The organism is Oceanicaulis sp. HTCC2633, assembly GCF_000152745.1.
In the GTDB taxonomy this organism is placed as follows: domain Bacteria; phylum Pseudomonadota; class Alphaproteobacteria; order Caulobacterales; family Maricaulaceae; genus Oceanicaulis.
This window is the reverse complement of sequence record NZ_CH672428.1, coordinates 2,229,658-2,243,368: the sequence shown is the minus strand read 5'-3', so window position 1 is coordinate 2,243,368 and position 13,711 is coordinate 2,229,658. Positions and strand designations below refer to the sequence as shown.

Sequence of the window (13,711 nt, the reverse complement as noted above, 5' to 3'; positions counted from 1 at the left end):
TATCAGGCAAAACTGATCAATATCCGCGACGCTGTAGCAGACGACGACCAGAAACGACCATGACAAACCATCCGCTGGGTGACGAAATTTATACCGCATACGCTTCGGGCGCCCTGTCGGCTCCGATGCGCCTGCTGCTGGACGCCCAGGCCGCGGTGAACGCGGATGTGGCGCAGGCGCGCGACGTCGTGGAAACCATGGCGGGCATATTGCTGGAACAGGAAACGCCGGCCTCGATGATGCCCGACGCGCTGGCCACCCTGTTTGACGTGATCGACAGCGAGGAAGCAGGGCTGGGCGAAGCCGGTCCGGCGCGCTTTGACTCAAGGGCGGGCTCCGAACGCTCTCGCAACGCCGCAAGCAAGGCCGGCCAGGCGATCGACGAATTGCTGAACCTGCCCGACCCGGTGCGCGACCTGGCCCTCGATCAGGGCGGCTGGTCCTTCGCAGGCCCTGGCGTACGCAACATGACCCTGCTCAATGAGGACGGCGCCAAGGCCGAACTGATCCGTATCGAGCCGGGCCGCGGCGTTCCTCATCACGGCCATGACTGCACCGAATTCACGCTCGTGCTGACCGGCGGCTTCTCCGATGGCCGCGCCAGCTATGGCCCGGGCGAGGTGTGCATGGCCAATCCCGACACGATCCACAAACCTGTCGCTGATGAAGGCGAGGTCTGCATCGTGCTCGCCGTCACCGATGGCCCTCTCGCCTTCACGGGCGCTCTGGGCTGGATCCAGCGGGCGCTGAGCCGCTAGACGCGGCCTGCGGCGCCGCGCCGCTTTCCTTCGGCGGGGGCGTTGTTATCTTGTCCCCCATGAGCAAACCGATCTTCTCTGGCGATGTGGTGATTTCCGGCGGCGGGCTCGCCGGCCTCACCCTGGCGCTGGCCCTGCACAAAGCCGGGCTGGCTGTGGCTGTCGTGGACGCGATGGAGCTGTCCCAGCACGTCACGCCCGAATTTGACGGGCGCTCCTCGGCGCTCGCCTACACCTCCATGCGCATGCTCGACGCGGTGGGCGCCGGCCAGCATCTGCGCGAACACGTGCAGCCAATCGAAGACATACTGGTCGTTGATGGCCGCCCCTATGACGGTTTGAAGCCCGGCGGGCCGGGCCATGACCAGCTGCATTTTGATCGCCGCGAGATCTCGCCCGAGGATGACGGCGAGGCGCTGGGCTACATGGCCGAGAACCGCTGGACGCGCGTGGCGCTGGCCAAGGCGGCTGACGAGGCGGGCCTGACGGTTCTTGCGCCAGAACGCGCCCGCCATATGCAACCCGATGCGACGCCGGGCAGGAACCGGCTGGTGCTCGAAAGCGGCAAGGTTCTCGAAGCGCCGCTCATCGTGGCCTGTGAGGGGCGCCAGTCCGGTCTGCGACGACAGGCGGGCGTGCGCACCGTCGATCACGCCTATAACCAGAAAGCCGTGGTGCTGACCGTCGAGCATGAGTTCAGCCATGAGGGCGTGGCGTATGAATTCTTCATGCCCACCGGCCCGTTCGCCATCCTGCCCTTGCCCAACAATCGCTCAAGCCTGGTCTGGTGCGAGAAGCCCAAGGCGGCGGATGCGCTTAAGGACATGGACGACGAAGGTTTCCAGGAAGCGCTGGAAGCGCGTTTTGGCGATTTTCTGGGCTGGGTGAAGCCGGTCAGCCCTCGCTGGACCTATCCGCTGACGCTGAAATTCTCCGAACGCTTCACTGATGACCGGCTGGCTCTGGTGGGCGACGCCGCGCGCGGCATTCACCCCATTGCGGGCCAGGGCTTCAATCTCGGGGTCCGTGACGCAGCGGTGCTGGCCGATGTGCTGGTGGACGCCAAGCGCGCCGGGCTGGATCTGGGCGCGCCCGCCACCCTGCAACGCTATGAACGCTGGCGGCGGACGGATTCAGCCGCCGTCGGGCTGGGCTCGCACCTGTTCACGCTGCTGTTCTCCAATGATCACAGCCTGATCCGCACCGCACGCGGGCTGGGCCTGTCGATTGTCGACCAGATTCCGGTCGCCCGACGCTTCTTCATGCGCACCGCGGGCGGCGAGGTGGGCGATCTGCCAGCGCTCCTGCGCGGGGACAGCCTGCACCTGTAAAGGATCGAGAGCGTCAGAGGCTCAGGTGCGCTTCTTGGGCGCGCCCCAGACATGCTGTTTGTCTTCGAGCGGGCCGCCCGGCATCACCGGGCGCTCGGGATAGCCCCCAAGACACAATGTGCGATCATAGAGCGCAATCGCGGCCGCAACGGACAGGTTCACACAGAATTTCGTGGGGATCTTCACCACATGCGCGCAGCGCTCGAGCATTTCCGGGCTGAGATCGCCGCGCTCCTTGCCCAGCACATAGGCCGCCATGCGCGGATGCCGAAAGCTCGGCAATTCCACCGCATCATCGGTGAGCTCGACGCCGACAATCTGGCAACCGCGCGGCAAGGCCATGTCGTCCACCGTCTCCCAGTCGTAATAGGGCAGGTTCTCGGTGGTCTTGGCGGTATCGGTCTGGAACATCTCGCGCGCGCGATTAGCCGCGCCCACGGTGAACACGAAACTGCCGCCAAAGGCGTGCGCCGTGCGCATGACCGCGCCCAGATTGCGCGCCTTGGAAATGCCTTCGACGCCGACTGCGAAATATCCTCTCATGGATGTGCCTTTAGCCGCGCCCGTCGTCTGTGGCAAACCGCCAAGCGCACACGAAAACGCCCCCTGCAGCGCAGGGGGCGTTTCGCGTCATCCTGTCAGGATTGAAGGCTAGTGCACGCTCACCGGCTCGGCGCCATGGTCGCGCGCGGCGGCGAACGCCGCTTCACGGTCCGAGAACACAGCCATGCGCTGACCGTTCTCGTCATGGATGGCGTAGAGCGTCGCGTCGGAATCGAGTTTGACCCCGGCATTCGCCGCCTGCTCCATGATTTCGGCCGCGTCGATGGTGCGCACATACACCGTCGGCGTCGTGTCCAGCATCAGTTCGGTTTCGGTATCCATCCAACGCCCCATGCATTGCTTTGTTAGACTATCACATGGGTTTTCTTATCAGAACGTTCAAGGCATGCGCCGGCGCAAACCAGACGATATGAAAAACCCCCGCGCGTGAGCGCAGGGGTTCTTTTTTGGTGGAGCCAGGCGGAATCGAACCGCCGACCTCTTGAATGCCATTCAAGCGCTCTCCCAACTGAGCTATGGCCCCGAAACCTTTGCGAAGCGGGCGGGATTGGGGCCCCGCCGTTTCGAGAGCGCGGAACCTAGCCGCGCGTTTGAGAGCAATCAAGCCTGTTTTTCAGCACTCGATCCCCTCAATGACAGTGCGCGCGATCAGACGTCGTCCTCATCATCGTCCAGAGCGATATCATCGTCCAGATCATCGTCGTCATCGTCCAGAAGGACGCTGTCATCGTCATCATCATCGAGATCGGATTCATCGTCGGAGAAGCCGTCGAGATCATCATCCGCCGGGGTTGCGCGCTTGGTGACCGGCGCTTCGTCCTCATCGTCATCACCGCCCAGATCGATCGGCTCCTCGTCAAGCTCGGGGGCGTCGTCGTCTTCGGTTTCGTCCTCGTCGGACTCGTCTTCGGCTTCAGCGTCCGTATCCTCTTCGGCTTCCTTCTCAGGCTTGGGAGCCTTGGTGGGGACAGAGACTTCCTCGAAATACGACAGAGGATATTCCATGCCGGTGAACGGGGACACGATCGGGTCCTTGTTCAGGTCATAGAACTTCTTGCCGGTTTCCGGGCAAACGCGCTTGGTCCCAAGTTCAGCTTTCGCCACGAGTCCATATCCTTTCACAGCGAAGGGCGATCAAATCGGCGCGCCAGTTGCCATGTTCTGGCGCGGCTGTCAAAACCCGATTGAAGCCTTCTGTCATCTGCCTGCCCGCGGAGCCTGCATGTCCAACGCCACGCCCACCCCGTCCAAGGCCGTAAGCGGGCCTAAAACCGCCCGCCCTGTCAATGCCCTGAAAGGACGACTGCAGGCGGCCGCTGACAAATCCTGCTCCCATCGCGCCGTCATTTTTTCTGCGCTTGCCGATGGCGAGAGCCGCATCGAGGGATTGCTGGAAAGTGAAGACGTGCTGGCGACGGCTCGAGCCGTCGCTGCGCTTGGCGCGCAGGTGGAGCGCGAAGGCGCTGGCCGCTGGAGCGTGACGGGTCGCGGCCAGTGGACCAGCCCGTCCGAACCGCTTGATCTGGGCAACTCCGGCACCGGGGTGCGCCTTTTGATGGGCGCAGCGAGCCGCTTTGACCTCACCGCGGAGTTTGTAGGGGATGAGAGCCTGTCCTCGCGCCCCATGGCGCGCGTTCTCGATCCGCTGTCGCGAATGGGAGTGAAAAGCCAGTCGAGCGATGGCGGGCGCCTGCCCGTGACGCTGCGCGGTTCGTCGAGCCTCAACGCGATCGATTACACCCCGCCCGTCGCCTCCGCCCAGGTGAAAAGCGCGATCCTGCTGGCGGGTCTCGGCGCGAAGGGCGAAACCATCGTGCGCGAACCCCACGCGACCCGCGATCACACCGAGGTCATGGCCCCGGTCTATGGCGCCGATCTGAGCGTCGAGCGCCAGGGCGCAGGCCTGATCGCCCGGGTGCGCGGCGGACGGACGCTCAGCCCGGCGAATGTCTCCATTCCCGGCGATCCGTCCTCGGCGGCCTTCCCGGTGGCTGCGGCGCTGGTGACCCGCGACAGCGAGATCACGGTCACCGGCGTGATGACCAACAGCGCCCGGTTCGGACTCTACGAGGTCTTGAAGATGATGGGCGCGGACCTTGAGATGACTCCCGCCGGCGAGCGTTGCGGCGAACAGCTGGTGGACATCACCGTCCGCTCGGGCGCCCTTCACGGCGTCGAGGTTCCCGCCTCCATCGCGCCCTCCATGATCGATGAATACCCGATCCTCTCGGTCATCGCCGCCTTCGCAGACGGGGTGACCGTGATGAAGGGGCTGGCGGAATTGCGCGCCAAGGAAAGTGATCGGCTGGCTGCCAGCGCCGCGCTCCTGCAAGCCAACGGAGTCGAGATCGAGCTGGGCGAGGATTCCCTGACCGTTCACGGTTGCGGTCAGGACGGCGTTCCGGGCGGCGGAATGGTGAAAACCCATCATGATCATCGCCTTGCCATGAGCGCGCTGATCATGGGCCTCGGGGCGCAGGCGCCAGTGAGCGTGGATGATGTCGGCATGATCGCCACCAGCTATCCGGACTTCTTTGGCCACATGGCGGCGCTCGGCGCGGAAATCGCCTAGGGGCTGGAGTCAGTTAGCCAGCCCTGTAAGCCTTGCTCTCCTAGCAAATTTGCGGTAAGTCCGCGCGCGATTGGCCTGTTGCGTCTGAGGACAGGAAGAGGCCAGTCATTCGCCGGGCGGGCGATGTCCCGCGGCCTGGCGCGCCTTCATCTTGTTCGTCGGTTCTGACTTACGGCTCGATCGCGCCGCCCTGCCGCTTCGCTCTGCTCATTTGGAACGCGTATTCCGGCCGTTCGCGGCTGATTTGGAGACTTCCAGCCGCCGCGCGCGGCAAGACCGCCGGACACAACCGGCCGGCCGGAAACGACGAAAACCCCTGGAGCCATCCTCTAACATGTCTGAAACCAACACCTCGGCCCCGAGCCGCGATGATTTCGCCTCAATGCTGGAAGCGTCCCTTGCGGGCCGCGACCTCATGGAAGGCACGGTGGTGCGCGGCACCGTCACTGCCGTCCTGCACGACACCGTTGTCATCGACGTCGGTCTGAAAACCGAAGGCCGCGTGGCCCTGCGTGAATTCACCGGCCCCGGCTCTGAAGCCCCGAAACTGGGCGATCAGGTCGACATCTACCTTGAGCGTATCGAGAACGCGATGGGTGAAGCGGTTCTGTCGCGCGACAAAGCCCGCCGCGAAGAAGCCTGGGACCGTCTGGAGAAGACGTTCGAATCCAAAGAGCCGGTCAACGGCGCCATCGTCGGCCGCGTCAAAGGCGGCTTCACCGTGGACCTGGGCGGCGCATCCGCGTTCCTGCCGGGCTCTCAGGTGGACATCCGTCCGGTGCGCGACGTGGCTCCGCTCATGAACAAGGAACAGCCGTTCGCGATCCTGAAAATGGACCGTCCGCGCGGCAACATCGTGGTCTCCCGCCGCGCTGTCCTGGAAGAATCCCGCGCCGAGCAGCGCGCTGAGCTCGTCGGCCAGCTGGCCGAAGGCGAAGTGCGTGAAGGCGTCGTCAAGAACATCACCGATTACGGTGCGTTCGTGGATCTGGGCGGCATTGACGGCCTGCTGCACGTCACCGACATGAGCTGGTCGCGCGTGGGTCACCCGAGCGAAGTGGTCGAGGTTGGCCAGACCGTTCAGGTGCAGATCATCAAGATCAACAAGGACACCCAGCGCATCTCGCTCGGCATGAAGCAGCTGCAGTCCGATCCGTGGGACGGCGTGGCGCTGAAATACCCGAACGGCGCTGTCTTCAAGGGCCGCGTCACGAACATCGCCGAATACGGCGCGTTCGTGGAGCTGGAGCCGGGCGTCGAAGGCCTGGTGCACGTCTCCGAGATGAGCTGGACCAAGAAGAATGTCCATCCGGGCAAGATCGTCTCCACCTCCCAGGAAGTGGACGTGATGGTGCTCGACGTGGATCCGGACAAGCGTCGCGTGTCGCTTGGCATCAAGCAGACCCAGCGCAATCCGTGGGAAGTCTTTGCGGAAGCGCACCCGGTCGGCTCTGAAGTCGAAGGCGAAGTCAAGAACATCACCGAATTCGGTCTGTTCATCGGCGTCGACGAAGAAATCGACGGCATGGTGCACCTGTCCGATCTCGATTGGGATCGTTCGGGCGAAGACGCCATCCAGGACTACAAGAAAGGCGACACCGTGCGCGCCAAGGTTCTGGACGTCGATGTCGAGAAGGAACGCGTCTCCCTGGGCGTCAAGCAACTGGGCGGCGATCCGATGGACGAGGGCGGCTTCAAGCGCGGCGAGACCGTGACCTGCACCGTCACCGAAATCACCACCGGCGGCATCGAAGTGACCCTCGGCCCGGACAACCTGGTCAAGGCCTTCATCCGCAAGTCCGACATCTCGCGTGACCGCGCCGAGCAGCGCCCCGAGCGTTTTGCTGTCGGCGACAAGGTCGACGCGCGCGTCACCAATATCGACAAGGCGTCTCGCCGCGTTTCGGTGTCCATCAAGGCGCTGGAAATGGCGGAAGAGAAAGAAGCCGTCGAACAGTACGGGTCTTCGGACTCCGGCGCGTCCCTGGGTGATATCCTGGGCGCCGCTCTGAAAGGTCAAGACGAGGACTAATCGTCTGATCTTCAACTTTCTCCCCGTCTGAGGGAGCGTGAACCCCCGATGCCCGGCATCGGGGGTTCTTTTTTGGGTTGCAGCCCGGCTAACCGATTGACGGGTCTGTTCAGGTGTTCCTACACTGACGGCCTTCAAGGGGACCGCACCATGATCAAATCCGAACTCATCGAGAAGCTCGCAGAAGAAAATCCCCATCTGTACCAGAAGGATCTGGAGCGGGTGGTGAATACGGTGCTGGAAGAAATCACTCAGGCGCTCGAGCGTGGCGACCGCGTTGAACTGCGCGGTTTCGGCGCGTTTTCCGTCCGCAACCGCCCGCCGCGCCAGGGTCGTAATCCGCGCACCGGCGAGCCCGTTTCGGTCAAGGAAAAGCACGTGCCTTTCTTCAAGACCGGCAAGGAATTGCGTGAACGGGTCGACGGCAAGGCCTAGGCCTTAACCCCCGTTACCCAAACCTTAAGATTTATCGGCCACGCTCATCGACAGGTTGCACCTGTGAGTTGATGCATGGCGCTTTCGCCGCTGACAGCCGGCGGCGCTGACCTTGCCTATCAGGGCGGGTATGGCGCGACGCCCCTATCGCCTGAGCTGCGCGCCCAGGCGAACGGGCGGACTCAACCTGCATCCGACGCTGCACTGGCGGATACGTCCCGCCGCGTCATCTCTGATCCCGTCACCCTCTCCGCCCAGGCCCGTCAGGTCGGCGCTCAGGACGCTACGCGCTCCGCCGAGCCGTCAGACAAGCCCGGCGCCGCCCGGTCCGCGTCTGGCGAGACGCTCTCCGAAGGCGAACAGAAGCAGGTCGCAGAGCTGAAGAAGCGCGATCGGGAAGTGCGCCAGCATGAACAGGCGCACCAGGCCGCGGGCGGCCAATACGCCAGCGCCCCCTCCTACGAGTACCAGAAGGGCCCGGACGGTCAGCAATACGCGGTGGGCGGCGAGGTCCAGATCGATTCAAGCCCGATTGCCGGCGACCCCGAGGCGACTATCGAGAAGATGCGCGTGGTCAAAGCCGCCGCTCTCGCCCCGGCTGAGCCCTCAGGTCAGGACCGCAAGGTCGCCGCCGCCGCCGACGCCGCCGCTCAACAGGCGCGCGCGGAACTCGCCGCGCAGGACCGCGAGGAGCGTCAGGCCGCGCTTGAAGGCGACAAACCTGATGATCCGACGCAATCGGGCTCGGTGCTGCCTCGCGATGAGGTGGCCCCTGCGTCAGAGGCCAACACCGATCAGAGCCAGGCCGCCGCCTTCGGCTTCAGCGGCGCCGAGCCTGCTCCCGCCGCGCTCAGTCAGGCCAATGGCGCCTATACCGCCACCACACGGGCGCAAGCGATCCGCCAGACCAGCGCCATCTTCGCATAGGCTGCCTTTTGCAGCTGTGACTTGGCGACGCCGCGCTTCAGCGCTAAGTCCGCTCCATGAGCGCGTCATCCCATACCCAGATCAAGATTTGCGGCCTCAATTCCATCGCGGCGGTCGACGCCGCCGTGGCGGCAGGCGCGGACTATCTGGGCTTCATCCATTTTCCCAAAAGCCCGCGTCATGTCTCACTTGCGCAGATGCGCGAACTCGCGGCTCGCAAGGGCGCTGCGAAATCGGTGGCGGTGCTGGTCGATCCCGATGAAGCGCTGATGGGCGAAGTGCTGCGCGCCATGCGGCCCGATTACATCCAGCTGCATGGCGGGGAGAGCCCGATGCGGTGCCTCGACGCCCGCCACTATGCCGAGCTGGGCGTTTGGAAGGCGTTGGGCGTGTCCACAGCGCAAGACCTTGAAAGGGCGCGCGCCTATCAGAACCATGTGGATGGCTTCGTGTTTGACGCCAAACCGCCCAAGCATGCCGACCGTCCCGGCGGTTTGGGTCAGGCGTGGGACTATGGCGTTCTCAAGGGCTTTGATCCCGGCCAGCCCTGGCTTCTGGCGGGCGGCTTGACCATCGACAGCGTGGCGGACGCCATCGCGCAATCGGGCGCGCCGGGCGTCGATGTCGTGTCGGGCGTCGAGAGCGCGCCGGGCGTGAAATGTGTAGACAAAATCAAGGCCTTCATCACTGCCGTCAAAGCAGCCTGAAGGCTTGCGCCGCCGCCCTTTACCGGCTTCTCTGAGGCCGACCTTCTGACCCTTTCAGGATGGTGGACCCCACCGCCCTGTCGTCGTGAAAGACCTCGTCATGACCCAACCCAACGCATTTTCCCAACAGCCTGATGCTGAAGGGCGTTTCGGACAGTTCGGCGGCCGCTATGTAGCCGAGACGCTGATGCCGAACATTCTGGCGCTGGAAGAGGCGTATGAGCACTACAAGAACGATCCCGATTTCATCGCCGAGTTTGACGAGTTCAGCCGTGATTTCGTGGGTCGTCCGAGCCCGCTCTATTTCGCCGAGCGCCTGACCGAGGAATTTGGCGGGGCGAAGATCTGGTTCAAGCGCGACGAGCTCAACCATACCGGCGCGCACAAGATCAATAACTGCCTGGGCCAGGTGCTGCTGGCCAAGCGCATGGGCAAGACCCGCATCATCGCCGAAACCGGCGCCGGCCAGCATGGCGTGGCGACGGCCACCGTGGCGGCGCGCTTTGGTCTGCCCTGCGAAGTGTTCATGGGCGCGACCGATGTGAAGCGTCAGAAGCCGAACGTCTTCCGCATGAACCTACTGGGCGCGAAGATCCATGCCGTCACCTCCGGTCGCGGCACACTCAAGGACGCCATGAACGAGGCGCTGCGCGACTGGGTGACCTATCCCGATGAGACCTTCTACGTCATCGGCACGGTGGCGGGCCCGCACCCTTATCCGGCCATGGTGCGTGACTTCCAGTCCGTCATCGGCCGCGAGGCGCGTGAACAAATGCTTGAGCGGATCGGGCGCCTGCCCGACGCGGCGGTCGCCTGTATTGGCGGCGGCTCGAACGCCATGGGCCTGTTCCACCCCTTCCTGGAAGACGAAGGCGTGCGCCTGATTGGCGTGGAAGCGGCGGGCAAGGGTCTTGATACGCCCGATCATGCCGCCAGCCTCAATGGCGGTCGGCCGGGCATTCTTCACGGCAACAAGACCTATCTGCTGCAGGATGAGGACGGCCAGATCACCGAGGGCCACTCCATCTCCGCCGGTCTGGATTACCCCGGCATCGGCCCGGAACACGCCTTCCTGCATGATGTGGGACGGGCGGAATACCGCTCGGCCACCGACGCCGAAGCGCTGGAGATGTTCCAGCTCTGCTCGCAGAAAGAGGGCATCATCCCCGCCCTTGAGCCCGCCCACGCCCTCGCCCGCGTGCGCGACCTGGCGAAAGAGCTGGGCAAGGACGGCGTTATCCTGATGAATATGTGCGGCCGCGGCGACAAGGACGTGTTCTCCGTCGCCGAAGCGCTTGGTGTGGAGCTGTAAGACCATGACCCGCCTCGCCCCCACCTTCGCTGCCTTGAAATCTGACAACCGCGCAGGCTTCGTCGCCTATGTCATGGCGGGGGATCCCGATGCGGACACCACGCTGAAGATGATGCAGGGCCTCGCCGATAAAGGCGCAGACGTGCTGGAACTCGGCGTGCCCTTCACCGATCCCATGGCGGACGGCCCGACCATCCAGCGCGCCGCGATCCGCGCGCTTGAGAGCGGCATGACGCTCAAGGGCGTGCTCGCGCTCGTCAAACGCTTCCGCGAGACCCACAAGGACACGCCCGTCGTGCTGATGGGCTACGCCAACCCGTTCTTCGCCTATGGCTTTGAAAAGTTTGCGTCCGACGCTGCAGCGGCGGGCGCGGACGGGGTGATCTGCGTGGACATTCCGCCCGAGGAAGACACCGAGTTCCGATCCGCGCTGGACGCCAATGGCCTGTCCTTTGTGCGCCTCGCCGCCCCCACCACCGACGACAAGCGTCTGCCGCAAGTGGTCGCGCACACGTCCGGATTTGTTTATTACGTATCCACAACGGGCGTGACCGGCGCTGGATCAGGCGCGACCGGGGATATCGAAGCGGCGGTTGCACGCGTGCGTGCGGCTTCCGGTCTGCCGGTGGCGGTGGGCTTTGGCGTGAAGACGCCGGAGCGCGCCCAGGAGATCGGCAAGGTGGCTGACACCGTCGTCGTGGGCTCTGCGATTGTGGAAGAGCTGGCGACAAAGGGTGTGGACCAGGCCTTGCATCTCGCCGGCACGCTGGCGGACGCCGCCCATTCCGCACGCTAGCGGAAGCGGCCCCGCCGGGCGCAGAAGAAACGTTTGAAGAGGTGTGACGCGATATGAGCTGGCTTCAAAGACTGACCCCGCCGGGCGTCCAGAAAATGTTCGAAAAGCGCGACACCCCGGAAAATCTCTGGGTGAAGTGTCCGATTTCGGGCGAGATGGTCTTCAACAAGGACCTTGAAGCGTCCCAGCACGTCACGCCAGCCGGCCACCATATGCGCATCGGTCCGGCCCTGCGCTTCAAGTACACGTTTGATGGCGATTATACCGAAGTGGCCCTGCCCGAGGTCGCCAAGGACCCGCTGAAATTCCGCGACGACAAGCCCTATACCAGCCGCATCGCCGCCGCCCGCAAGAAGACCGGGCGCGAGGACGCGATGGCGATCGGCGTGGGTTCGATCAAGAATATCGAGACCACCGTTCTCGTGCAGGACTTCTCCTTCATGGGCGGTTCGCTGGGCATGGGCGCAGGCGAGGGCTTCCTCAAGGCCTGTGAAACCGCGGTGGAGCGTCGCACGCCGCTGATCGTCTTCACCGCCGCCGGCGGCGCGCGCATGCAGGAAGGCGCCCTGTCGCTGATGCAGATGCCGCGCACCACGCTGGGCGTTGAAATGCTGAAAGACGCCAAGCTGCCCTATATCGTCGTGCTGACCGACCCGACCACGGGCGGCGTCACCGCATCCTACGCCATGCTGGGCGATGTGCATCTGGCCGAGCCCGGCGCGCTGATCGGTTTCGCCGGCCCGCGCGTGATCGAGCAGACCATTCGCGAAAAGCTGCCCGAAGGCTTCCAGCGCTCGGAATACCTTCTGGACAAGGGCATGGTGGACAAGGTCGTGCACCGCCACGAGCTGCGCAAGGTGCTGGGCAATCTGATGCGGACCATGCTGAAGCGCCCGGCCGCTGCGGACAACACTCCGGCGCGCACCTAGAGAGCGGAGACGGCATCGTGGCGACCGCTGAAACCATCGAGGCGGCGCTGCAACGCCTCTCGCGCCTGCACCCCAAGAAGATCGACCTGTCGCTGGGCCGGATCGAGCGCTTGCTTGAAGCGCTCGGCCGCCCGCAGGACCGCTTGCCGCCCGTCATTCATGTGGCTGGAACCAATGGCAAGGGCTCGACCTGCGCCTTTCTGAAAGCGATTTCGGAAGCAGCGGGCGAACGTTGCCATGTCTACACCTCCCCGCATCTGGTGCGTTTTAACGAGCGCATCGTGCTGGCCGGTGAGATCGTTGATGACGCCCGGCTGGAAGACGCCTTTGCACGGTGTGAGGCCGCCAATGGCGATCATGAGATCACCTTCTTCGAGATCACCACGGCGGCGGCCTTCCTGCTGTTCTCCGAAGTCCCGGCGGACCGGCTGATCCTGGAGGTCGGGCTCGGCGGACGGGTGGACGCCACCAATGTGCTGCCCAAACCCCAATGCACGGTGATCACCCCGGTCAGCCTCGATCATCAGGCGTTTCTGGGCGACACCATCGAGTTGATTGCGGCGGAGAAGGCGGGGATCATCAAGCGCGATGTTCCGGTCATCGTTGGCCCGCAAACCCTGGAAGCCGAACACATGATCCGCGCCACGGCCGAGGCGATGGCCGCGCCCGTCTCGATCTGGGGGCAGGATTTCCGCGCCTATACCGAACATGGACGGCTGGTGTTTGAAGCCGAGGACGAGTTGTGGGATCTCAACCCGCCCAGCCTCGCCGGCTCACACCAGATCATCAATGCCGGGGTCGCCGCCGCTGCGGCGCGCGCCTGCGGCTACAGCCAGCAAGCGGTCAGCGCCGGGCTGGAAACCGCCCGCTGGCCCGCGCGCCTGCAACGGCTCACCGACGGTCCGCTGACCGAGATCGTGTCAGAGGGCGAAGGCGCGCTCTGGCTTGATGGCGGGCACAACCTCTCCGCCGCGGAATCCCTCGCCGCCAGCCTTGGGGAGATGGAAGCGGGGCGCGAGCGTCCGCTGGTGCTGATCTGCGCCTTCTCCAACAACAAGGATGCGCAGGGCTTCCTTGCGTATTTCGAAGGCCTCGCCGCCCGCGTTATCGCCATTGATTTTCAAGGTGGACGCGAGGGCGCCCAGCCCCCTGGCGCCGTGGCCAAAGCCGCCCGCATGGCGGGCCTGCCCGCCCAGACCGCCTCGGACCTGATCGAAGCCGTCCGCGACGCCATCAGCGATTATCCCGGCGCGCGCGTGGTGATCTGCGGCTCGCTTTATCTGGCAGGCGAAGTGCTGGCGCTCAGCGAAGGCGGATCGGTGCAATCCACGCCCGGCTAGGCCATAGG

Annotated in this window: 14 protein-coding genes and 1 tRNA gene; 11 read left to right on the top strand and 4 right to left on the bottom strand. The window is 64.5% G+C overall.

The window, feature by feature from the left end:
* The first annotated feature begins 59 nt into the window (after positions 1 to 59).
* Together OA2633_RS15480 and OA2633_RS10755 are read left to right on the top strand one after the other, a co-directional pair.
* A complete protein-coding gene (locus OA2633_RS15480; RefSeq protein WP_009802576.1) occupies positions 60 to 758 on the top strand; it encodes a cupin domain-containing protein in 699 nt (232 codons plus the stop codon).
* A gap of 59 nt (positions 759 to 817) precedes the next feature.
* A complete protein-coding gene (locus OA2633_RS10755; protein WP_009802575.1) occupies positions 818 to 2,089 on the top strand; it encodes a UbiH/UbiF/VisC/COQ6 family ubiquinone biosynthesis hydroxylase in 1,272 nt (423 codons plus the stop codon).
* 21 nt (positions 2,090 to 2,110) lie between these two features.
* Here the strand turns inward: OA2633_RS10755 and OA2633_RS10750 are convergent, their stop codons facing one another.
* The 4 genes from OA2633_RS10750 to OA2633_RS10735 form a co-directional block, all read right to left on the bottom strand.
* Positions 2,111 to 2,632 (bottom strand): RNA methyltransferase, encoded by a 522-nt coding sequence (locus tag OA2633_RS10750; protein WP_009802574.1) that lies wholly within the window; start codon positions 2,630 to 2,632, stop codon positions 2,111 to 2,113.
* A gap of 108 nt (positions 2,633 to 2,740) precedes the next feature.
* Positions 2,741 to 2,974: a DUF1150 family protein gene (locus tag OA2633_RS10745; protein WP_009802573.1), complete on the bottom strand. Its 234-nt coding sequence runs from the start codon at positions 2,972 to 2,974 to the stop codon at positions 2,741 to 2,743.
* 126 nt (positions 2,975 to 3,100) lie between these two features.
* Positions 3,101 to 3,176: transfer RNA gene (locus tag OA2633_RS10740), tRNA-Ala, on the bottom strand.
* A 125-nt stretch (positions 3,177 to 3,301) separates the two neighbouring features.
* Positions 3,302 to 3,757 (bottom strand): TIGR02300 family protein, encoded by a 456-nt coding sequence (locus OA2633_RS10735; RefSeq protein ID WP_009802572.1) that lies wholly within the window; start codon positions 3,755 to 3,757, stop codon positions 3,302 to 3,304.
* A gap of 118 nt (positions 3,758 to 3,875) precedes the next feature.
* Between OA2633_RS10735 and aroA the strand changes: the two genes are divergently transcribed.
* From aroA to OA2633_RS10690, 9 genes are all read left to right on the top strand, one after another.
* The gene (aroA, locus tag OA2633_RS10730) at positions 3,876 to 5,225 is read left to right on the top strand and encodes a 3-phosphoshikimate 1-carboxyvinyltransferase (RefSeq protein WP_040613501.1); all 1,350 of its coding nucleotides are present in this window, start codon (positions 3,876 to 3,878) and stop codon (positions 5,223 to 5,225) included.
* Between the two features lie 334 nt (positions 5,226 to 5,559).
* Positions 5,560 to 7,257: a 30S ribosomal protein S1 gene (gene rpsA / locus OA2633_RS10725; protein WP_009802570.1), complete on the top strand. Its 1,698-nt coding sequence runs from the start codon at positions 5,560 to 5,562 to the stop codon at positions 7,255 to 7,257.
* Between the two features lie 150 nt (positions 7,258 to 7,407).
* Positions 7,408 to 7,692 (top strand): integration host factor subunit beta, encoded by a 285-nt coding sequence (locus OA2633_RS10720; RefSeq protein WP_009802569.1) that lies wholly within the window; start codon positions 7,408 to 7,410, stop codon positions 7,690 to 7,692.
* Positions 7,693 to 7,767: 75 nt separating this feature from the next.
* On the top strand, positions 7,768 to 8,619 hold the full coding sequence (locus tag OA2633_RS15475) for a putative metalloprotease CJM1_0395 family protein (protein WP_009802568.1): 852 nt from the start codon (positions 7,768 to 7,770) through the stop codon (positions 8,617 to 8,619).
* 56 nt (positions 8,620 to 8,675) lie between these two features.
* A complete protein-coding gene (locus OA2633_RS10710; protein WP_009802567.1) occupies positions 8,676 to 9,326 on the top strand; it encodes a phosphoribosylanthranilate isomerase in 651 nt (216 codons plus the stop codon).
* Between the two features lie 100 nt (positions 9,327 to 9,426).
* Positions 9,427 to 10,638, top strand: a complete 1,212-nt coding sequence (gene trpB, locus OA2633_RS10705; protein WP_009802566.1) for a tryptophan synthase subunit beta — start codon at positions 9,427 to 9,429, stop codon at positions 10,636 to 10,638.
* Between the two features lie 4 nt (positions 10,639 to 10,642).
* The gene (gene trpA, locus OA2633_RS10700) at positions 10,643 to 11,434 is read left to right on the top strand and encodes a tryptophan synthase subunit alpha (protein WP_009802565.1); all 792 of its coding nucleotides are present in this window, start codon (positions 10,643 to 10,645) and stop codon (positions 11,432 to 11,434) included.
* Positions 11,435 to 11,487: 53 nt separating this feature from the next.
* Complete coding sequence (gene accD, locus OA2633_RS10695) at positions 11,488 to 12,363, top strand: acetyl-CoA carboxylase, carboxyltransferase subunit beta (RefSeq protein WP_009802564.1); 876 nt, start codon at positions 11,488 to 11,490, stop codon at positions 12,361 to 12,363.
* 17 nt (positions 12,364 to 12,380) lie between these two features.
* Complete coding sequence (locus tag OA2633_RS10690) at positions 12,381 to 13,703, top strand: folylpolyglutamate synthase/dihydrofolate synthase family protein (RefSeq protein ID WP_009802563.1); 1,323 nt, start codon at positions 12,381 to 12,383, stop codon at positions 13,701 to 13,703.
* Positions 13,704 to 13,711: the final 8 nt, after the last annotated feature.